The sequence below is a fragment of the Candidatus Harpocratesius sp. genome (genome assembly GCF_054039255.1).
In genome coordinates, this window is record NZ_JBPLBG010000006.1 from 102791 (window position 1) to 125502 (window position 22712).

General features: G+C 30.9%; 21 protein-coding genes. 2 read left to right on the top strand and 19 right to left on the bottom strand.

The genetic code is table 11. The features are described from left to right. Positions 1 to 11: 11 nt before the first annotated feature. The 15 genes from ACXLDF_RS00965 to ACXLDF_RS01035 all read right to left on the bottom strand — a co-directional run bounded on the left by ACXLDF_RS00965 (position 12) and on the right by ACXLDF_RS01035 (position 16863). Complete coding sequence (locus tag ACXLDF_RS00965; RefSeq protein ID WP_457556614.1) at positions 12 to 1154, bottom strand: class I SAM-dependent methyltransferase; 1143 nt, start codon at positions 1152 to 1154, stop codon at positions 12 to 14. Then, positions 1144 to 1665: a DUF371 domain-containing protein gene (locus ACXLDF_RS00970; RefSeq protein ID WP_457556615.1), complete on the bottom strand. Its 522-nt coding sequence runs from the start codon at positions 1663 to 1665 to the stop codon at positions 1144 to 1146. Before ACXLDF_RS00970 ends, ACXLDF_RS00965 begins: the two co-directional genes overlap by 11 nt. A gap of 15 nt (positions 1666 to 1680) precedes the next feature. Next, entirely contained in the window at positions 1681 to 3306 is a 1626-nt protein-coding gene (gene tgtA, locus ACXLDF_RS00975) for a tRNA guanosine(15) transglycosylase TgtA (RefSeq protein WP_457556616.1), read from the bottom strand. Between the two features lie 93 nt (positions 3307 to 3399). Then, entirely contained in the window at positions 3400 to 4605 is a 1206-nt protein-coding gene (locus ACXLDF_RS00980; protein ID WP_457556617.1) for a metallophosphoesterase family protein, read from the bottom strand. A 42-nt stretch (positions 4606 to 4647) separates the two neighbouring features. Next, the gene (locus tag ACXLDF_RS00985) at positions 4648 to 5769 is read right to left on the bottom strand and encodes a metallophosphoesterase family protein (protein ID WP_457556618.1); all 1122 of its coding nucleotides are present in this window, start codon (positions 5767 to 5769) and stop codon (positions 4648 to 4650) included. A 12-nt stretch (positions 5770 to 5781) separates the two neighbouring features. Further along, a complete protein-coding gene (locus ACXLDF_RS00990) occupies positions 5782 to 6615 on the bottom strand; it encodes a PP2C family serine/threonine-protein phosphatase (RefSeq protein WP_457556619.1) in 834 nt (277 codons plus the stop codon). A 40-nt stretch (positions 6616 to 6655) separates the two neighbouring features. Further along, positions 6656 to 7987 (bottom strand): serine/threonine-protein kinase, encoded by a 1332-nt coding sequence (locus ACXLDF_RS00995; protein ID WP_457556620.1) that lies wholly within the window; start codon positions 7985 to 7987, stop codon positions 6656 to 6658. Positions 7988 to 8002: 15 nt separating this feature from the next. Continuing rightward, positions 8003 to 8878, bottom strand: coding sequence for a hypothetical protein (locus tag ACXLDF_RS01000; RefSeq protein WP_457556621.1), 876 nt, complete (start codon positions 8876 to 8878; stop codon positions 8003 to 8005). A gap of 66 nt (positions 8879 to 8944) precedes the next feature. Beyond that, positions 8945 to 10576: a hypothetical protein gene (locus ACXLDF_RS01005; protein ID WP_457556622.1), complete on the bottom strand. Its 1632-nt coding sequence runs from the start codon at positions 10574 to 10576 to the stop codon at positions 8945 to 8947. A gap of 33 nt (positions 10577 to 10609) precedes the next feature. Continuing rightward, complete coding sequence (locus tag ACXLDF_RS01010) at positions 10610 to 11911, bottom strand: hypothetical protein (RefSeq protein ID WP_457556623.1); 1302 nt, start codon at positions 11909 to 11911, stop codon at positions 10610 to 10612. A 69-nt stretch (positions 11912 to 11980) separates the two neighbouring features. After that, on the bottom strand, positions 11981 to 12760 hold the full coding sequence (locus ACXLDF_RS01015; RefSeq protein ID WP_457556624.1) for an FHA domain-containing protein: 780 nt from the start codon (positions 12758 to 12760) through the stop codon (positions 11981 to 11983). A 105-nt stretch (positions 12761 to 12865) separates the two neighbouring features. Beyond that, positions 12866 to 14023, bottom strand: a complete 1158-nt coding sequence (locus ACXLDF_RS01020; RefSeq protein ID WP_457556625.1) for a vWA domain-containing protein — start codon at positions 14021 to 14023, stop codon at positions 12866 to 12868. A gap of 77 nt (positions 14024 to 14100) precedes the next feature. Next, positions 14101 to 14637, bottom strand: coding sequence for a gamma carbonic anhydrase family protein (locus ACXLDF_RS01025; protein ID WP_457556626.1), 537 nt, complete (start codon positions 14635 to 14637; stop codon positions 14101 to 14103). Between the two features lie 20 nt (positions 14638 to 14657). Beyond that, positions 14658 to 15263, bottom strand: a complete 606-nt coding sequence (locus ACXLDF_RS01030) for an adenylate kinase family protein (protein ID WP_457556627.1) — start codon at positions 15261 to 15263, stop codon at positions 14658 to 14660. A 112-nt stretch (positions 15264 to 15375) separates the two neighbouring features. After that, positions 15376 to 16863 carry a hypothetical protein gene (locus ACXLDF_RS01035; RefSeq protein ID WP_457556628.1) on the bottom strand — a complete coding sequence of 496 codons (1488 nt, stop codon included), beginning with the start codon at positions 16861 to 16863 and terminating at the stop codon, positions 15376 to 15378. 167 nt (positions 16864 to 17030) lie between these two features. Here ACXLDF_RS01035 and ACXLDF_RS01040 point away from each other — a divergent pair, with 167 nt between their 5' ends. Further along, positions 17031 to 18374 carry a tetratricopeptide repeat protein gene (locus ACXLDF_RS01040; protein WP_457556629.1) on the top strand — a complete coding sequence of 448 codons (1344 nt, stop codon included), beginning with the start codon at positions 17031 to 17033 and terminating at the stop codon, positions 18372 to 18374. 60 nt (positions 18375 to 18434) lie between these two features. Here the strand turns inward: ACXLDF_RS01040 and ACXLDF_RS01045 are convergent, their stop codons facing one another. Further along, on the bottom strand, positions 18435 to 18935 hold the full coding sequence (locus tag ACXLDF_RS01045; protein WP_457556630.1) for a flavodoxin family protein: 501 nt from the start codon (positions 18933 to 18935) through the stop codon (positions 18435 to 18437). Between the two features lie 139 nt (positions 18936 to 19074). On the opposite strand from ACXLDF_RS01045, the gene ACXLDF_RS01050 reads away from it, so the two are divergent. Then, positions 19075 to 19524 (top strand): hypothetical protein, encoded by a 450-nt coding sequence (locus tag ACXLDF_RS01050; RefSeq protein WP_457556631.1) that lies wholly within the window; start codon positions 19075 to 19077, stop codon positions 19522 to 19524. Between the two features lie 155 nt (positions 19525 to 19679). Here ACXLDF_RS01050 and ACXLDF_RS01055 read toward each other — a convergent pair whose 3' ends face one another. The 3 genes from ACXLDF_RS01055 to ACXLDF_RS01065 all read right to left on the bottom strand — a co-directional run bounded on the left by ACXLDF_RS01055 (position 19680) and on the right by ACXLDF_RS01065 (position 22635). Further along, entirely contained in the window at positions 19680 to 21104 is a 1425-nt protein-coding gene (locus ACXLDF_RS01055) for a C69 family dipeptidase (RefSeq protein WP_457556632.1), read from the bottom strand. Positions 21105 to 21230: 126 nt separating this feature from the next. Then, positions 21231 to 21590, bottom strand: a complete 360-nt coding sequence (locus ACXLDF_RS01060; protein WP_457556633.1) for a hypothetical protein — start codon at positions 21588 to 21590, stop codon at positions 21231 to 21233. 130 nt (positions 21591 to 21720) lie between these two features. After that, positions 21721 to 22635: a TraB domain-containing protein gene (locus ACXLDF_RS01065; RefSeq protein ID WP_457556634.1), complete on the bottom strand. Its 915-nt coding sequence runs from the start codon at positions 22633 to 22635 to the stop codon at positions 21721 to 21723. Positions 22636 to 22712: the final 77 nt, after the last annotated feature.

Consider the following 22712-nt stretch of genomic DNA (forward strand, 5'->3'; position numbering starts at 1 on the left):
AAATAAAAAGATTAATGATCTGAACGTTTAATAACTGCATCAATTACAGTAGTATCTAATGCAGGTGAATAAGGCTTAACTGAGCGAAAAAAAACTATTTTTTCTAATTTTAATCCTGATCTATTAAGAGCTGAGAGAAAACTCTGTTTTGCATTTTGATATGCATCTTTTTTTTTAGAAAATTGATATATATGAAGTAAACATCCCTTTTTAGCGATAAAATCTGGTAATATCGAAAGAAATTGTGCACTCTTTTCAGGGAGATTCATTATTACTCTGGATATGTTTCCTTGCATTTGATTAAAGAATGATGAAGATTTGATTTGTTTTACATCATATTGGAAACAATTGATCCGTGTATTTATTTTATTCAATTGGATATTTTGTAAAGCATATTTAATTGCATTGTGATTAATATCTGTCGCAAAAACCTCCATTTCTGGATTATTTTTCACAATCTGGATGAAGTACGGGCCTACTCCGCAGAACATATCCCAAAGTGCACCATAATGATCAAATTTCGTTGATAAGCTTGCTATTCGATTTCTTTCGAAGGATAAACGGGGTGTAAAAAAGGTGGTAGCAATGTCTAATCTAAATCTACATCCATTTTCTTTATATATTGTTTGTGTGTTGTTCTTGCCGCAAACGAAATTTAATTTCCTTGTTCTGAATTCCCCTTCAATTTTTCCTGCTTTTTCAAAAATAGATCTTAAATTAGGATTGCTTTTAAGTAAAAAATCTCCAATAATGGATAAATAAGGGCGTAGTGGTTCCAATTCTACCCGATTAATATCAATAATGGCAATATCACCAATAATATCAAATGAATGTGGAATAAGATCATGAAATTCAGAAGGAATGGATTTAAAAATTTGTTGTTTTATCCTTTCTCGAGAATTTTTACGTAATTTAAAGGTAAATTGCTTATTAGAATTAGAGATAATTCTGATATTCTTAAGTATTTGAACTTTAGATTTATCATTTAATTCATTTAAAGCCGTATTTTTGAGAGGAACAAGAATAAAGCTTTCTTGATGGGAAATTCGAAATTGTTTATCTACTAATCCATTTTCATGTAAACATGGTAGAATCTCATTTCCGATTTCCTTGGGAATTTGTGCAATCCATTTAGGATAATCATCATTCTCCATGTAAATTCATCTCCGATGGGATATGATGGAAATAAAGTTCTAAGTGATTACTTGGATTTTGCAAGTTTTTAATTAATTTACGATTAATGTCTTGTGCACTTTTAGAACATGCAATCAACACTGTACGGGAACTTAAAAATGTACTTTTTCGAAAGACAATCGAGACTTTATTAGTTAAAGAAAGTCTTGAATCTCCAAACCCTATGAAATGGTCCCAATGTACACCCGATTTTAAAAAAACACCGATTTCTTTCCCTGATTGAATTAAATTTTGTAAATCATTACTTAAGTCTGCAACTGATTTTGTTGCATTAATTCCTATTATGCACGTTCCCCGTAATGTCAAGAAATCTTCCGTTGTAACTTCTAAAGTAGTTGAATGTGTCCCTTGCACATTTGGATGACCGTATGATACTACTTTATCTAAGATATATGGTTTTATTTCATTGAAGACTTCTTCTGACGAATATTTTGCTGAATTTTTTAAAATTCCATCATTAAGTTTAATCATAGCCTTTCATCTTGTTTACTCCATCCTAATTTCATTTAGTATGGAAATTTTAATTGAAGGAAAATGGGTAGTAATTATATCATCAAACAATGAAATTAGATGTGTATCGCTTGAAAATTTCTCAATTTCATTATATTCGTTGATGAAGACATCAGGTATAAGGATTGAAATTGTCATATTATCTTGGAGATTTTTTTTTAAAAATGGGATTATCGATTTCATTAAAACTTCTCTTACTTCCAAATTGTGAATAGGATTAAGTGTCCCTTCATGTTGACTCGCTGGATAGATTTCTGCAAATTCTAAAGGAATCAAGCCAAGTACATTGCTCACAATACAAATCTGTGTTGATTTCCAATCTATTCTTTGTTTTAAAGTTTTTATCCAATTTTTGACAGATCGACTTTGAATACTTGGTAGATCTAATTCTGGGATTAAGAATAGATGATTTTTGATTTCTGGAATTCTATAATTCGCAACTTTGTTCCGAAATCTATGAAAATGAGCGCGATACAAAGAAAAAGAACTAAGTATCATTTGACCTCTTGATTGGTTCAAATTCAATAAATTAAGGAAATTATCTGGATTTTTTTTTACGATATTCAATGCTTTGAGAAATTTTGGATGAGCATGGACTCTGTGTTCTACTAAATCCCACAATGTCCCCTCCTTGATCGCATTTCTAATCGTACGTATCTCAGAAAATGAATGAAAAAGATTATGCTCTGCTATTGCTTTTATACGTGTAGCTTTATCTTCTTTTCGCAATTCATTTACAGTATAGCTAGTACAAACCGGACAATGACACGGGAATTCGTGAAGATCCTTTAAGTTTTTAGTACCTGTCAGAGTAAAATAGCGTTCATCCTTTGCATACAAGATATATGCCGCAGAATCAAAGAGATCAGCTCCACATGCTACAGCCAATGAGAAAAAAGCCGGTAAACCTAATCCAAACATATGAAGTGGCCGATCTGCTCTCAGCCATTTTTTAACTTCTAAAAGAATGGCAACATCAAGATCAAAACGATAATCTATAAAAGTTTTCACAACGCCGCCAATTGCATATATTCCAAAATCTAATTTCGACATTTCTATTGCACTTTTTTTTAATAATTGTGGATAAATTGATCCATGGATTGGACCAAACCATGCGGTGTCTTTTCGAATTCTTCTCGCAATATTTTCACGGGCGCGTCGTAATGTAATATTAATTTTCCTTTCAGCTACTTCCAATGAATCAGTTGTTTGAACAGGAATATCTAAAATTACCGGGCAATCAGATCCTATTTGTTCTTGAAAGGGTTCGATTTCTTCAGGTTTGACTTTTACTGCTCCAGCATACATATAATCTTGAAATGCTCCTGAATCTGTCGCAATAATTCCAGGAAATTCGAGATGTTTATGGAGTCCCTTATCAAGTATCTCTTGATTTTTATCTTGATTCTTATATAAGATATATGCATTTGTAAATATACTTTGGGCTTTAAAACGTTCAAACAAATCTTTTGGAGATATAAGGTTTGCAAAAGGACTAACAACTGGAAAAAGATTTGGTGTATCAAGTACCTTACTCCCTAATTTAAAGCGTCCAATTCTTCCAGCTGCATCAAAATCCCTAATTTCATAGGAATAACTCATTAAATTATCGAATTTTCCTTATTAAATGAGTTTTTCGCTCACTACAACTTCAATAATTCTCCACTTATTATATAAATATTCGAATATTTTGAATTAACCCGGCATATCTTGAATAAGATGAATTGCAAAATTGAAGATATCAGTTGAATTTAATTCTACAAATCTGGCTTGAATATTTTTGTTTACATAATTACTTGCTGAAAAGACTGTAATAAATTTGTCATCAAAGTCTCGATGAAACCCTTCTGAAAACACTTGATGGCCTCTGAAAACCAAATCTATATGATTTTTCACACAAAAAGTCCGAAAAATTTCTTCACCAAATGTATATCCAATCCCACGGCGATTATCAAAAAATTGCTCAGAAACACCCGGCACATAATTTATAATGGGATCATTCCACAAGATTTGTTGAGATACTGGGTCCATTTCATCAATCCAAACTTGTCGATTGTTAAAATTATATATATTTAAGAGCGGTACATCATAATCTCCAGTTTTTGGATCAATTGTAATAGGAATTCCCCCATGAAGACAAAGAAAACTGCCATTTTCGCAATGAAAAATTGAAATCAAAGGCAAATCCTTAAACATATGGCAAAAAGAAGCAAATAATATTTCTGAAAAATATTTCATAACACGTCTTCCAAATCCATAATTTGCAGAAATAGACATTTCTTCATGATTTCCCCGTAAAATAAGCACATTTGTGGGATATTTTAAGTTAAATGTCATTAAGTAGAGTAAATTATGTAAGTCCCATTTTCCTCTGTCAACTATATCTCCAATTATGATTATTTTAACATCATAACCAAGTTGCTTACCTTTTTCAATCGCTGGGACAAAAAAATTAATTAATTTTGCAACATCCGCAAATGAACCATGAGTATCACCAACAATGAAAAATTTTGCAGGTCGTTTTCGAGTATTTTTAGTTGATTTATAGGATTTCTGAATAATGGGCACAGGAAAAGATAAAGGATAAATTTTCTCTAAATAAAAATCTTGGAACTGTCGAATTAAAATTGTCATTTTTAATTCAGATGCATCATCTCCGTAGTATTCTGCCTCATGAGGTGGATTTTCAGATGAAAATTGACGATAATAATCCCAAAACTCATCAATTATGGATTGCTCTTCAGTTTCCCCGATACGCTGGGTTCTACCTTCCATAATCATTTGGGTTTGGGTTTTTTCAATTGACATGAATGTAGATTGCAAGCTTGTGTGATATTTCTGTCCAATCTTGTGTGTCCGCTCATTATATTCATTTTCTTCTTGAAATTCATCAGAGTTCATTTTCAAACCTTCATTTGGTTTTTAATTAATATCGTTCTTTTTTTAATTATTTGATTGAAATTCAGAAATCTCCAAGTTTAATCCATCTTCAGATATGTTGATAATTTTAGGTGGTTTTCCGTATTCTAATTTCAATATTTTTGGAGAAAATTGAATTCTTCCATCATATGATGCAGTACTGAATAAAGAATATAAACGACTGTTGAAAAATGCTTTCCATCCATCGGGCCATTTTTGATGGCCCCTAACAAGAAGATCAAGATTATTTGCAGACATAAATGCATTAAAAACATCTATTCCAAATTGTAATCTTCCATTAAAATGATCTCCAGTTAAAATCCCTTTTTGAATCATTTCATCTGGATCAGACCATAACATAGAAACAGAAAGGGGATCCATTAAACTGCTTTCTGGTTTGTCACATTCCAATTTTGATTCAATTTCACTAAGGATTAAAGGTTCCATAAAATGATAAGGATCAATAGGGATTCCACCATGAACAGTTAATACACGAGCAATTTTGGAGCCAGAGTGTATTTGACTTATATGAGCAATGGGAAGGTGCGTGAAGAATTGAATTATTTCTTCGTAGAGTTCTTCACCTTTTTCCCAAAATGCACGAAGTAGATTATCAATAAATCCATAATGTTCATTTATCTTTCTATCTTCATGGTTTCCTCGAATTAAGACAACTTTCCCTGGACATAAAAGAGAAAAAGCGACGATTAATGTAAGGTTTTCTAAATCGTATGGATTTCGATCAACATAATCGCCAACAAAGATAAGTTTGCTTTCGGGAATTTTCTGAATCAATTTATAGAAAAATTCGATTATTAAATATGATTCATGAATTGCACCGTGAGTATCTCCAATAAAATAGGTTGGTCCATAAATATCATCCGTAACTATTTTTTTTTCTAATGTGGGAATAAGACGATTAACTTCTTGATAAAATTTGAGATATTTTTCAAAAGAGAGGGGATCTTGAGTAAAATTAAAACCATTTAGGCAGCATTGAACTAAATGGTCGAAAACTTCCCGAATAATCGGATTAATTGTGTTATTTTTTTTTTTCAATGAAGAAAATTGCTGTTCAGATAATCGGTGAAATTTATTTGTCTCTAGTGCAAAGAAATTTTTCTTAATTAGTGTAAATTCTTCCATAATATTCCCTCTTTATGAATAATCTAACCGAATTTTTTCAATTTCAGATATTTTTTCAAAAAACTCTTTCATATCAATAATAATTATTGAGATATTATCTTCAATTTTCCTCTCAATTGAGAGATTATATAGTTTCATCACAATATCTTGCAGTGATTCGTTTTTAGTGCGTTTTTGCAAAAAATCATTAATTTCTGAATCAGATACTTTATCTGTAAGACCATCAGAGCAGAGAATACCATAGAATTGTTTCTGATATATCTTTTGTTTTGTGTTACTTTTTAGATTATATGCCCAATTGTAAGTTTTAATATATGGATGTATCGTTTTTTGACCCATAGCTTCAGTAATTTCATGAGACGCTCCTGTTCCAATGTGATCTATACTTATCTGGCGAATTTCATTATCCTTGATTAAGTAGGCTCTACTGTCTCCCAAATTAAAAACCCATATCCAAGGACCAATAATCAGAAATCCCACTAAAGTGGTTTTAGGTATATTTCCTTTTTGGATTTCTGAGGAAAACTTGTTAATTAATTCATTATTTGTTTCCTTAATTGCATTTACTATGATATTTTGGATTTGAGCAAAATCGACGTTTTCAGTGAGAAAATAATGTAAAATTTTAGTTGGTAAAGTTTTTACTACAAAACTTGACCCTTCATCACCATGATGTGAGGCAGATACTCCATCACAAACCAAAGCTAATATTCCATTATGTGAAAAGAATTTTTCTTTAGTGGAAGCAGGAGCAAGTTTTAAATCAAATTGAATAAAAAAAGCCGAATCTTGATTTCCTTTATTTTTTCCTCCAATATCACAGATTAACCCGTAATCCTTGCTCAATCCTTTATTCCTCCCATGAATTTCAACTTTTTATGATTTTTTAGTCTAAATCAAGAACTGATATTAATTCAAATATACCTCGAACTGTGGTATGTTTTATTGATATTTGTTGATTTATTTGAATAGGAACCCATTGATTTGGTGGCAATTCTCTCCCATCAAGTAAAGTAGGGTTGCTATTCCTCCCTTCATGAATGTAAAAGAGATTTCTCTCACGACTATATCCTAAAAAGAATTGTTCACGATTGCGATCTATACCATTATTAAAACAACGAGTAATCCCCCTAAAAACACCTCGATATTCTTGTTTCCATGGTGCTGATTCAACAATCAATTCTCTACCAATTCTACGGTTTTTATTTTCTTCTAATACCATTTCCATTGGGTTTAACTGAATAATTGCATTATTATTAATTATCCTTAAAACAAACATATTACCTGTTTCAATAGAAGGAAGTTGATCCAAACCTCCTGTTTTTCCAGAAAGGTGTTGCTCCAGTGCTTGCTTAACTTCTAAAAAGGTTCTAAAACGATCCTTAGGTTCATATTGAGTACACTTTTCTACAACATCGTTTAATGTATCAGAAATCTTCATATTGTAATCTTGTGGATGAAGAATATAATCTGAATTAATAGTCGGTTTTACTCGAGTATAACCATTTGTTAGTGCATAAAATAAAACTGCACCAAACATATATATGTCTGTTTGAGGTAATGGAGGCTTTTGCATGATTATTTCTGGAGCAAAAAATCCAGGAGTAATTATTACTGTTCCTGATCCTTCCATTTCATCTATTAAAGGAGGTTCGTCCATAAGGGTCTTAGAATCAAAAACTTTACCACCTCCCCAATCAATTACTATGGGATAAGGTGCACCATTTTTTATTGTAATCATAATATTATTAAATGTGAAATCGCGATGAATTGCTCCCTTTTTCTGAGCGTAAAACATAAAATCACATAAGGGAAGAAAAATTTTTTCCACAATTTCATCGATATTTAAAGGATTATTCGAGCGTAAATTATCGTTAAACCAAGATTTTAAAGTAGTGGCATTCTCTACGAAACCAAAAACCAAATAAAATTTTGGATTACTACGATCACTTTTATCTTCAAATGCTTCAATATATTCCATGTGTGGTCCAGAATATCCAGATACTGCCTTAGTTAAATCCCGCTCTCGCTCCCAATACATACGAGCTTCAGCAACAGATGAAAAGGCAACACTTTTAAACTGTTTAATTGCCACTATTTTTTTTGTTTTTACCATTTTCGCCTTATAGACGGCTCCAAATCCACCATCCCCAATTTTTTCTATAATCTGGTAAAGTTGGCCTAGTTTTAACTTTTCTCCATTAGGTATATCAGTCATTTTTTTTCCCTTCTTTTAATAGATCCAAACATGGATTTTAAAGAATCCTGCATGAATTTGAGTCAAAATATTTTCTTTCAGTGGAATTTGTTCTTGTTTATTAAATTTGTTTATTTTGTTTTGGAAATATCTGGCATCCAATTCCGCAAATTCACCTTGGAAAATAGTAGACATTGAAAATGATTCATTTTGAGAATTATATAATATTGTAAATAAAGCGGTATTATCTCCATAGGTATTTAGCAATTCTTCATATATTTCTTCAGGCATATATGCTTTTGCGTCTTTGATTAAATTTTTAACCGTAATTAACTTATTCTCCCCATATAGCAAGTATTCTACATTATTATTCAAGATTGTAATTTTACATGAAAGTAATGATGTATCTTTTTCTTTTTCTTCAAATTCCTGGTAAAAATTATATGGTATAGGACCTTCCCAACATTCATCTTGAATTAATAAGGAAGGTTTTAACTCTGATTTGAATATAGAATGATTATAAAAGAAATCCGATTTCGCGCAGAGATCACAAACCTTTGCTTCTAATGGTAATTTTCGATAAAATCCGTCGGATTTACAATCAGAATTTCCACAGAATTTTTCTGTAAAAGGGTAAAAATCATTATTACTTCCACAATCACAAATAAAATCACGCTTTTCCAAATCTTCTTGTGAAAATTCTTTTTTACATTGGTTACAAACCCATCTGATTTTCAGTGGATCTGTTTTAGTCAAAATAACTTCACGAGGAATGATTTCTGAGTTTGTTTTTCCATCGAAATAATAAGGAGGTTTTAACTCGCACCCATTTCCACAGAATTTTTGGGTGAAGTTTTTATAAATTGAATGACAATTTCGACAAATTTTTATTTTTTCCGATGAATCGCTCATTTTTTATTTCCTCTGCATAATAAATATGAATAATTGTGTGCGAATAAGTTTGATTTTCTTTTTTATTTAATTCGATTTAATAAAAATTATTTTAAATTGTAATTCGTGATATTCATCAGGATTTGATTCTAACATTGAGTAATATCCTGAAAATTGCAATTCTGAATAATTTTGCAATGGCATTTTATTAGTTACTTGGATGGGAATTGGTGAATCTTTGTTTTTAATGCTAAGTTCAAAGTTTAAGGAATTCGGTTCAATAAAGAAATCCAATTTTTCTTTTATAACTGCAAAATGGAATGTTTTCCCCCCAATTGGAAGAATATTCTCAAAGTAATTGGGTTTTAAAGAGAAAACATCGATGTTCTTCCAATACATACCAATAAAATGCTCTTTTCCTACTAAAATCTTTACTGATTCTTCATCATCTGAAGAAAATTCTAACGGCATAATTCCATGATTTAATAAATGGAAATTCTTTTCTGATTTCTTTCTTCCCATTAAAAAAACTATAAGAAAAACTTGATTTGGTTGAAGTGTGGGGAGATCTCCTAAAATTTCGTCCGTAATGGAAATTTCTGCAAGTTCTTGTGTCTCTATAGTTTCTAAGTTCGCTTCTACGGATGTTGCATTTTCTAAATCGTTTTTCTCATCTGTCTTTATTTTATTAATATTATTATCAATTTCTTGTGATGGCGTCCTTAATATGGTGGTAAAAATTGATTCATGATTTTGATCTAATATGTTTATCTGTTGGTCTTGATTAGAAATCGTGGAGAAATCATCTTCTTGTTTCTCCTCTGCAGATTCTTGAATCTTTTTCGGTTCTGAATCAATAATTGTTCCATCTGGTGCAATCACAACTTTTTTAATCTTAATTTGAGCTAGAGCTCCACATCCATCACTTGTTTTTATCAAAATCGGATGAAGATCTCCTGGTTGTTCTTGGAAAACCGCACAACGTAAACCTAATGGATATAAATCAGTATATAATTTTTTTCGTTCTTGAAAAGCCCAATTATTTAGCTGTTTAATTTTTAATTCTTGAGGTGTAAGTTTACCTTGTAATTTCTGCCATTGTTTTTTCAATGCCCCTCCTGAAAACTCATTGTTAATGGCATGAAGTTGAATTTGATATCTTTTTTGTAAATCAACTTCAGCAATTTGAATCTGCTTAATTTTTTCATCGATAATATTATTATTATTTGCGATTAAATCCCGCAATTTCAGCCGAATACCATGATTTGGATTTGCACATTGATAGATAATACGATTTGCAGAAGAGTCCCAATGTAATGGTTCTAAATATTTCGATCCGCATTCATAACATGATTTTTTTTGAGTTCCCATATTTCGAAAGGTAATAGCGCCACAATTCTGACATCTATAGATATCCGCTTTTAATATATTACCATAATAGGATTGTTGTTCACCAACAGCTAGAAAGGCTGTTGTTGGGCATTTATTTTTACATCCACAGAGATTATGAACGTTATTTTCATAGGGAGGAATTAATTCATCAGGAAATTGAATCGTGTAAATATGATTGCACGTTTCGCAAATCAAAATATCTAAATCTGTAATTACATTTTTCTCAGACATTTCATTATGACAAATGGCGCATTCTTTTGAAGAAGGTAAATCAAAATAAACATGCATACATTCGGAACAATAATAAAAGGTTTTGTGCAAATTCATTGTTTTCTCCATTAGTAATCATTTAATAAAATTTTAATCCAATTTTACTGTTATCTTAAGAATATTTGGGTTGTTAGGTTCATTAATTAAAGGAATTATTATTGTATCTCCTGAAGTGAGGGTTACTCCATCTGGATTTGTAATACGTATGTCAGTCGCTAAGTTGTTAAGAAAAGTACCCACTCTACGTTCATCAAATGGCATTGCTTTTAATATAATATTTGGACCAACTTTTTTCAAACTAAACTGCTTGTTGGAGATCCTTCCTAAGGGATCTTTCTGATCATACAAAATTTCTTCACTTTCTTCTTCAACAAAATCTATTTCGCGGATAAAATTTCTTCCAATTACTTCCTCTTTCTTATCATTCAAGATAAATTTCACACGACCGTGAAAATCATATTGTTTTGGTATTTCCAAATGAAGATTAACATCTAATGTGATATTTGTTGTTTGATCAGAGAGACTTTCTCTCCCACCTGATAAAGAGGGTAATTTTTTGAGATATTTTAATTGCTTTAATGTATGATCCCATTGATAAATTTGCTTATTGATATAAAAAGTTGAATTATTGCAATTTGGACAAATGATTCTATAAAATGATGAATCAACTAATAAATGAGAAGTTAATTTTTCATAACCTGGTTTTAAAGATTCTTTTTCTTGAGAAATCTCTAACTCTCGAATTAGTTTAGCTCTCTCCATAAGATCTTCTAAGTTTGGAATAAAATCCATGAAAATAACATGTTTTTTAAGCTGCTTGGCTTTCTTTTCTATTACATCCTTATAATTTGGATCAATACTATTCAAAATTTCTGAGATTTCTTGTTGAACTTTTTCAATTCCTTTTATAACATTTTTAGATTCTTTAGAAAGATGCAACATATTAGATAATTTTGCCAAAGTTGTTATATCTTCCAATAGTAAAGAAGCCTTTTCATTTAATTTTGGTAGATTTTGTAAGAATTCCTTCTGACGAAGTCTAAAGTCTTCCGATTTTAGAGTATTTGCAAAATGGGAATAATCATTTAGTTTTTTCTCAATAGTAGGAAGTAAACTATCCATAATTGATTCTTGGGGTTCCCAAAATGAAGGACCGATCTGAATAAAAGGATTCTTCTGGAAATTTTCGTTTAGAGAAAAAGTGGTTGTACACGTTTCACATCTAACAATTAAAGGTTCTCCGCAGAAAGTACAATACTTTTCTTTTAATTTTTTTCCATTGTGAGAGATTTCATAAATCTCTTCAATATTAAATTCGTTAATTTCACCACAAAATGGACATCGTAAATTAAATTTCGACGATTCTGAAGTTTGCACTGTCTGTGAATTCATAATGTTCATCTATTCTATTTTAATCTTAATAGTTCTTGAAAGAAATGAAAAAAAACAAAGAAATTATTATTATGGCATTCTGAAGAATATTTCTAATTGCACCATTTTTCCAAACTCTTCAACAGGTACAATAATTTTATCTCCATCTTTTAAAGGTTGAGGTGGAACCCCTGGACCTAGCTTCATTGTTCCTATATAAGTACCATTTGTAGAATGGATATCTTCGATACTATATTGTCCATTTTGATAATGAATTATAAAATGCTCACTATTTTCACGTTTACGGCTAATATTTTTATATGCATTAAGATCAGGTAAAGCTTGTGTAGCTGCACCTTGAATTTCATTTCTTCCAATACGAAATCGCGAAACATTTGGAGGGATCATAATTTTTGCGCCAATACGTGGAATTTCTAAATATGCTGTACTAATTGATGCAACTGGAGTAACTGGACTGCTTAAACTGGAGTCATTAGCTGGTGGAAATGGCGATGAATTTGCTGCTGGTGGTGGAAATGGCGACGAATTTGCTGCTGCTGGTGGAAATGGCGATGAATTTGCTGCTGGTGGTGGAAATGGCGACGAATTTGCTGCTGGTGGTGGAAATGGCGCACCCACATTATTCTCTACAGGTGGAGGAAAAGGAGTTCCTGAATTATTCGATATTGGTGGAGGAAAAGGGTTATTATTTACAGAATTAGGTGTACCCATTCCAGGTGCAACTTTTGGTTGAGAATCTTTCGGTTGAGGTGTTTGCTCCCAAACATCAGTAACATTAGCTTTACAATTTGGGCAGATCGATTCTCCATACGAGATTTCCTTGCCGCAGTTAGGACAATGATATGACATTTTTTTTTACCTTCATGATGTGTTGTGTTAATTTTTATATAAAATATAAATTATTAATTTCTCTATCATATTGGAGAAGAAATACTCTTAAAAAATTTCGGCATTTTAAGATATTTTTTTTGTTTCATCGCCTTGAATGCGTTGTGTCGCTTGAGCATCTCCACGAATTGTACAATCGGCGATTTCTTCAGCTTGTGAAAAGACATTAGCATATTTTTTGTTAATATCTTGATTTAATTTAAATTTAGATGAATCATTAGAAAATTGTATTTTAATATCTTTTGAATCAGTTAGACCATCACCAAAGTTGAATTCCAGTTGAACTAAATTGATAGGAACATCTAATTGAATTTTATCGGGAGAAATGATTACCTTTCCCTTAATCAAGATTTGGTAAGTATCTCCTGCTTCAAAACTGCGTAAATAAGTTTTAAATTCTGTACTTGAAATTTTTTTGAAAGGCATTCTAATGACTGTTGGTTTATATTGAGCTGCATCATCTAGTTGTAATTCTTGGTGATAGCTTTTAATTATAATTTGAGGTTGGCTGAAAGCAATACGGACAGTTTGTTCTGTGGCAATAATCATTTTTGTTTTCATTTCTTCTTCGCTTTCAGCAAAGATATATTTACCTGTTGAACGCTTTGCTAATTCGTACATTAAATATACATTATGATCACCTAAAGCGCCCACTGTATCAATTGAAGATTTATATTCAAGTGCTTCTTTCGCTAATAGAAAATACTTATCATAATTTGGATCTTTCTCATTTCCACTTTCCAATTCTACATCAGTAGGATCACCATCGCTAAGAAGGAAAATTTTTTTGATTTTAAGAGAATTATCATTTTTTACATATTTTTTCATTAATTCTACTGCCTTCTTCAAAGCAGAATAAAGAGCTGTAGTGCCTCTGTCACTGATTTTTTGTATCTCATCAATTATTTTTTTCCTAGATCTGTCTGTAATTCGTTCATTTGTTATAATTTCATGAATATTTGTCTCAAAAGTAATAAGTGTAAAAATTGTTCCTTCAGGTAATAAATTTATCTGCTCAATTAGGGATTGCTTTGCATTATCTAATGGTTTTCCAGACATGCTTCCTGAAATATCTAAAAGCCAAATGCCATAAAATGCTTCAGGAGGGATATTTTTATCTGGAAGAATTTTAATATCCAATGCAATTGGTACTTCTTTATTTGATGGAATAGGAATACAAATTGCAGATTGTAAAATATTTAAATAGGGTTGTTTTTTTGACATTTTATTTCATTCCCTTCGATTTTTGTTGGTCATAAGTTCACTTTAATATTAAATTAGATTCCTTAATATGTTTTGACTTAATAAGGAAACTCATCCAATCTCCTCAGCTTTATTGGGTACTTTTCAGCTAAATCCCGATAGATTTCTTTAACACCATGCCAGAATTCCAATATATTTTGTGGTACTTCTTTAATTTCTTTGGCAGGAATTCCAACGGCGATCATATTTGGAGAAATGATTTGTTTACTTTTTACTAAAGCCGCTTCTCCAACAATTGCATTCTCGCCGACTACAGCATAATCAGACACTGTCGCATGCATACCAATAACACAATTGTGCTTTAAGGTGCAATTATGAATCATTGCCGCATGACCGATTGTTACATTTTTTTCAATAACTGTTTTTCCTCCAGGTCTTGCATGAATTGTAACATTCTCTTCAATTGAAACGCCTTCTGCAATCTCAATCTTTCCATAATCTCCTCGAATTACTGCACCGGCGCCAATATAGACATTAGCAGCAATGGATACTTTTCCAATTATTGAAGCACTAGGAAAAATCCATACAGATGGATCAATCTTTGGTACTCGTTTACCGAAAGCATATATTGCCATATTTTACTGTAGTGCTTAATTCATATAAAGTTGTTAATATTTACAGAATCATTAGATAGCCATGAAATTTGTCCTGCAAGATATTGAGTTGAATTGTCTGGCTGATTAATAATTTTATCCACAATTTCAGTTAAAACATCCAATGAAAGGTTTGTGGCATCAATTTCAAAAATACGATTAGATTGATATAATTCTTCTCGTTCTAGCATGAATGAAGTGCAATCGCCTAAAAATTCTGCTTCAGCATTTTCTCGAATTTTTTCTGTAGAATAATTTCTTAATCTTAATCGGTTAATGATTATTTCTGGTTTTACCCGCAAAATTATTGCCATTTTCACCGCTGGATGAAATATAAGGTCAGTATAATGTGATTCACAGATAAATTTTCCTGTTTTATTTTTCAGATAATCCACAAGATATGTATTTAATTTTTCTGCATCAACAATTTTAGTATCACGTTCTTCATCTATTTCTTTATAAAGATGCTCAGAAATGACAATATCTCCAATATGAATGATTTCGTATGTTCCTTTTTTCTTTAGTCTGTTAGCGACACTAGTCTTTCCAGTTCCAGGATTTCCAGAGAGTAAAATTACTTTCAAAGATGTATTTATTGTGGGATCCAACTTAATCAATAATAATTCAACTTATCCATAAATAATTGCGGAAAAAAAAATTAATAAAAAGAAAGAAAATAGGGGCATTTCAATAATAAAATATTATCAGATATAATTAGAGTTATTGATTTTCTTCATCTGATGAACTTCCAAAAGAAAAGAATCTATTCCATTTTCCCTTGACTTTTTTACTGGCATTTGCGATTTTTTTTTCTACTTTTTTTATCCCTGATTCATATGCTTCGAGAACAGCACCTACTTTTCCTTCATCAGATACTCGAAAAAGATCACCAAACATTTTTAGAACATGTCGCACAGAATATCGATTTATAACCATATTTCGGAACTTTGAGCTTGTTTGAAACGCAATCATAGTTCCTAACATCCAAAGTAAGGCAATACCTAAAAATGTTCGATTGTAAGTGACGTTTAATGGAGTGACTCGGTTTGGATCTGAAAGAATTTGAATTATTACTATCGGTGAATCTAAATACGAATCCATATAAACTGCTTGATATCCAAGAGCTAATCCTAACACACCCAATATTAATCCTTTTTCGCTGATAGTTCTCTTTAACCAACGCATGAAACCCGTATTACGCTGAAATATGAAAGACTTTTGAACATCTTCTTCATCTCCAATATTGTCAATTTTCTTTGATAATGTGTTCATAATAAAGAAAGAGTTTAACGCAAGTAAAATGAGATCAACAGTTAAATTAGTTATATTTCCTCCAGTGTCAAATGATTGTGAGAGACGATAAATTAAATATAGATTATAAAAACCTAATATCTGGTTATAATTCATTATCGCGATTTTTTCTGTTTGTTCTTGAAAAGAATCTTTTTTATAAAATTTTGGGAGATGATAAAAACGAACAATCAGAATACCAGTAATAAATATCCCCATTACTGCCAAAATCTGAGCATCTAATGAATTTTGAATGAAAATATAAAGATACATCGGAATAGCAATTATTGTCCCTAATCGGATGATACCTTGAAATAATAATCGGTTTGGTGATTTTCCCAAACTAATAAAACGATAAGCAAAAGAAGTTTGAAAATTCCAAATTATAGAAAACATAGATATACTACTAATAATTACGTAAATTAGAAAATAAAAGATTTTTAGCCACTGTAAAAATATTGAATTGTAATTTGGAACCCAAATACTTGGAAATAACCCTGCAAAGAAACATGTCATAATCAGTGCCAATGCCATTAATGTAATGGTGAAAATATTCAAAAATTGGCGGTTATGGGATAAACCTCCAACTAAACCTCCGATTATTAAGGCTGCTGCCGTGATTAAACAAAGGAAGATTATTGTTTTTACTATTTCGATTGCTGTTATGTAATTCATTGCGTAAAGGATACTGATGATAATGGAACTAACCATGATTCCAACAGTCCAATAAAAGAAAAAGATATATTGCCGTTCGGTTAGGCGTTTATAACCTTGACTTAAAAACTTTTTAGCATAACCGAATAATGCCCTTTCAAGATATGCCTTTTTCTCAAAAACTTCTATTTTTTCTGATATATTGGGCTGTTCCTCCATGGATTGTTGGTTTTCACTTTCACTCTCTTTTTCATTTTTCGCCATAATTTTAACCTTGAAAAAAAAATATACGCTTACCTACAAAAATATTTGGTTAGATAATATAGTAATAGAAAATACGATCACATTTCACTAAAAGCAATATAAAGCTTGAGTAAAAATTATATCTGTATCTTGATTAGACCTTTATAATAAAGGAGGTTTTTTTAATAATGGGAAATGAAATTGTAAAACAAGCAAAAGCCTTGAATAAAATGGGCGATAAGATGTTTAAAAAGAAACAATATAATGATGCTATTCAATATTATATTGAGTCTGTAAAACTAATGAAGTCTATTAACAATACTAAAATGGCAGAGAAATATCAAAAAGAATTAGATGCAGCAATTGGAAAAAAAGCAGAAGAACTAAACAATGAAGGCGATGCTGCACTAAAAAATAAAGATTTTGAAAAAGCTATTGAAACATATGAAAAAGCTTGGAAAATGTTACAAAAAGCAGGAGAAAAATGGATTAAGAAGAAGGGAAATGAATTCCAGAAAGAATTGAATAAAAGTAAAATTCAATATGCTGAACAAGTCTTAAAACCAGCTGCTGAATCGGCTGTGAAAGAAAAGAATTGGGAAAGTGCTGTTTCTCAATATAAACAAATTTTAAAACTGATTCCTAAAAGTGTAGATGCAAAGAAAAATAAAATGTTTTTGCATGATCTATCAACAGTCTATGAAAGATGGGCTGATGAAGTAAATGCTAAAGGGGATACACAGTATAAATCTAAAGATTATGAAGCTGCAATTGAATCTTATGCTAAATCTGTAAGATTAATTGAGCAATCGGATAATGAAAAGAAGAAAAAGAATTTTAGAAAGGAACTCTCCAAAGCATTTCAAGAACACGCCCAAGAAGTGAATAATGTGGGAGATCGTTTATGGAAAGAGAAGAATTTTGCTAAAGCAGCTGATATTTATGCCCAAAGTGTGAAAATTGCAAAAGAAGCTGGAAATGAGAAGTTAATCGAAAGATTTTCTAAAGAAATGTTCAAAGCTTACAGTGAGTATGCGAAACAAATAAATACTCAAGGAGATAAGTTGTTTAAAGAAAAAAAATGGGAAGCAGCAGCAGATATATATGTAAAATCAGTTGAAGTTGCAAGAGAGTCGAATGATCCAAAATTAATTAAAAATTTCACTAAAGAATACGAAAAAGCTTTGGAAAAATGGGCGCGAGAAATAAATTCATTAGGCGATACAGCAATGAAAGAGAAAAAGTTTGATGAGGCAATGAAAAAATACCAGGAATCTGTAGCTATTATTACTCGCACCAGAAATAAAGGATTAATTAAAAATTTCACATCTGAATATCATAATGCTTGTATTAAACTTGCTGACGAAATAAACCGCAGTGGAGATGAAAAATATAAAGCAGGAGACTATGAAGCTGCCTTTAAGTTATATGATAAATCAGTTCAATTAGCTGAAATCGCTGAAAATCCTTCTAAAGTTAAAAAATACGGCAAAGAACGAAATAAAGCACTTCAAAAAATGAATACAGATTAAATAAGTAATTTTTACCTTTTTTTCTCGAATATTTTTCTACTTAATATCAATTTTTATTAATTATAAATACTGCTTCAAGCTTTCACCAAAATTTTTCGCGCGATCCAAATCTTCTGAATTTGGATGGCCAAGTGCTCCTTTTGGAGGTTTATTCTTATTTATATGAACCTCTCCTAACGTGTAAAACCGATTTTCTAAAATACAAATATCATTTCTTTTCTTTAAGAGCTTTTCCATACGATTAAACATTACATCTTTTATTTGAAGTGGATGTTCCTTATCAGAGGTAGGATCTATATCTTCTGGCGCGCCACTGGTAAAAAAAAGTGCAACTTTCTTCCCAGCAAGTTTTTTCTTATAAAGTTTTTTCATGTAATGCCAGCCTGCAAAACTAATATGTCCAGCTAGTACCCAAGAGCCAATAACCACCAAATCATAATTTTGGAGATTGGGGATGTGTTTATGATTAAAACAATCTGCTTCTAAACCTTCAGAAATTTTTTTTGCTACTTTTTCAGTATTTCCAGTTCGTGAGTTATATAAAACGACTGCTTTTTTCATATTTTATTTTATGTAGCTTTATTCAAATATGATTTAGGGGCCAAATTTTGGAATTTTTAGTTGTGAATTCTTTCTATTCACTTTTTTTACAAATATAAATACAAAGTATTTAATATATTAATTTGCCAAAATTTGATATATGAATAATAGTGATGATTCACAACTGCATTCAACACGATTTATTGCTAAAAAAGTCATTATTCCTATCTATGTTCCTAAAGACCTTCTTTTTTCAGAAAATAAGGAAAAAATATGGAATAAACAAGTTCATGGGCACTCCAATTCTTATGAGTTTCATTTTGTTTATTCAATTGATGAACTCCAAAAAGAATTAATCAACAATCAAAGTTCTATCGTACTAATTTATAATTCTTTATCTCGTCAAAAAATTGATTTTTTATTGAAAAATCTTCAAAAATTCCCAATTCGTCCTAAATTATTTATGATTGTAGATGCTGGGCCATCAGATCTTGTTAGTTATTATCTTTTTCATGGTATTACAGGAGCAATAGAAATGCCCTTTAATTTAAATGAGCTCGATCTACTTTTTCATGCTCAAATTAAGAGTTGTATATATGAATTAGAGTAATTTTGCAGTAAGATGCTTCTAATAAGTGCGAATAAGTTTGCATTAATTTTGTCAAGAACAGATTACTGATGATTAAAGTATTTTCATAATAATCATAAAGCACTTTGCTACAACCAACTTAAGTCATCTTATGATTTGATTCCATTAATAATGAACTAATTATCACTAATTCCATTTATTTTATTGTATTTTTTCCAATACAACTGTAATTTAAGGTTAAATCGATCATAGGGATGAACTTGAATTTCATTTTCCCAAATATCAAGAAAATCTTCAACTTTTTTAAAATATTTCTCAATTTCATCTGGAGAAGCTGAAATCCCTTGAGAATACAAACCCAAAAGATGTTCAAGCATATCATTTTCATATTCTTCAATTTGATTTGCAATTATTGGATGCATTTTTTGATATTTAAGCACAATTTGTCTATGTAACTTTTCACTTTTCCACCAAAAACTCTTTGAATTGTATTTTTTCTTGCCAGGATGATTCCTGTATTCTTTTGGAAGCCCATCTGGATGGATAGTTACAGGAAAATATGGCGATATGCACGGATTTGATGAACCTGTAGTAAGAATTAATGGTTGGGGGTTAAACACATCAACTACCATCGAATTAACCGATTGTGTTGCTCGTGTTAGGTTATTTGTCGCGTGAGCGCAAACAGTCATTCTTAATCCTTTCATTGGAATCCATTTATCAGAAAAATTGATAGGTTTCTCCTTTTCTATATTGAAATTTCTTGATGTGTTATTGATATTAGGCGGATCTATATGAGTTCTAAGAATTTGCATGAAATCTTTAATAGTAAGTTGTCCTTTTTTTGCTTGTAATTGTTGTCGAGTGCATTTTTCTCTTTTCTTCGCTCGTGCTCCCCACGTGATAATTTTATCAGAATAACATTTATAGAAATTAAAATCTTTTTCTGAATTGCACCATCCTTGTTGAATTGCATATTCAACTAAGTTTTCTGAGCATTGATCATAATCTTTTTCTAGTGAAATACTGTTAGAAATGGACCATACATCTTTAATTTTTTTCCATGCCCATTCTTTTGCAACAGTTTCCAATACATATGCCTCTTTTGCATCACCAATAAGAAAGCTATTCATATATTGGAGTTTGTGGCGATATCCGCATAATCCTCCTTGATCGTATTTTTCAAGAAGTTGAATGATGATTTCCAGTGCTTCTCGTGCTGAATTGCTTATTTCTAAAGCAATTCGAAGCATGTCCATTCCAGTTAGCCCTGTTTTTGCCGGTTTTACCTTAGTCATTAAAGCTTCGTTTCCAATAATTACCCCTTGATCGTTTATTCCCATTTCACCACCAAACATCCAAAATGGTTGTGAAAGCAAAATTCCATGTGTTTTAATGGAACTTTGATTAGAATTCTGGAGTGCTAGTGAGGGTGGAACAATTGAAATGTACGTACATTTAATCTCTTCATCAATTTTTAATTCTTTGGGTGGATAGTAAACCAAATTCTGAACTTCATCGGGTTCCCGATCTGAATTTTTCCCAAATAAAAGCCGATTTTGTTTTGTGGCTTCAGGTGCCGCAATAATTGTATCACACATAATTTTTTCCTATTTCTTTTGTTTGTTGAGTGCGAATAAGTTTAGATTTTATTGTTTATTTAATTATCAAAAATTTTTACATTCAAGTATAATCAAAAAAGATGAATTAAGTTATCATAATCAATTTTAATAGATTTTTGAACATTCTTTATCGATTTCAGTTAATATTTCTCGAAAATCAGACCACCAGATTTCTCCACGTTGTCCTGTCAACATACTATCTAATTTGCGACTATTTAAACAAAATATTTCGTCCTTCAATTTTTTTACCTTTTCTGCCCACAATGCTGAGTAAACTTGACTTTTAGACACTTTTGCCTTTTTTTCACGCATATCCCAATCCCATTCAGGATGTTTATTCCCCAGTTTCTCCATCTTTTCTGCTTTCTTCTTTTCAGCTGCTGTAGCAATTTCCTTACAATCTAATGTTACTTGAAATGGCTGTTTTTTCCCATATTTACATTTCCCTTGATATTCGCACGACACGCAATACTCTTGAAAGGAAATTACAAACTCTTCCAACCCGGTGATATTAAAGATTAACTTTCCCATGTTCTTAGTGTAATTAACGCCCATGGGATTATTATATGTTTTGCTTTTCCTTTGGATTTACATTTTACAAATCACTTAGAAGTTCAATAATACCTGGAACGTGAAATGCGCCGCAAATAACCAAAATTCGATTATTAGGAAATTCTTTATGGTATTGACCAATTTGTGCAACCATATATATATTTCTATCAGTAATAAGGGCTTGTGTTAACTGAGGGAATTCATTTGTAAATTCAGCGAGTAATTGTTTCATTCCTTCTTCATCTTCCAAAAGAGTAAATAGCTCTTCCAATTCAGAGCGTGTTGCAGGCATTTCTTCTTCTTCTAAAGCATGTAATAAAAGTGATGGTTCAGATCTATTTGTTAACTGATTTTCCAATTCTGAAATTTTAAGCATTAACTCAGATATAGGAAGATCAATTAGTTTCACTGGGATTTGATTTGATTGTACGATATCAAAAGCTGTCAAGATCTCTTCTCCTGGCATTATCTGCATAATTTGACCAAATTGTTGTTGGATTTGTTCTAGTGTTGTGAAAAAACTGTCATTTTCTAGATTTTTAGATCTTTGTTTTAGTTTTATATTTTTTCTTAAATTGTGATCTGATTCTTTCTCTATTTCATTCTTTGATTCTTTTTTCGAATAATTTTCTTGATTTTTATGAGATTCAACTAAATTTTCCTTTTTTTTTTTTTCGTTAATTAATTTTAAGTTAACAGATTCTATCTGTACTCCATTTTTAATCATTGAATTTTGATTTCTATTCAAGGTTGTTTTAATAACTTTAGCTTCTGATCGAATAGTCTTCGTTTTTTTTTGGATTAAAGTTAAACGTTCTTCATCTAATTCAACCATGACTATATCTGGATGAATCTCGTTAATTGTTCTCTCCACCATTTCTCGGCTTGAGTGAGCCAAATGATTTGTTCCTAATATATAAATTGTTTGATCTATGCATCGAATTTTATTTACTGCCATGGATCTTCACTTTATACTTATTTTAAATGTAGTATTCTTTTTCATTTTCTCTCTTTTTTTTTATTCATCTTTATTTT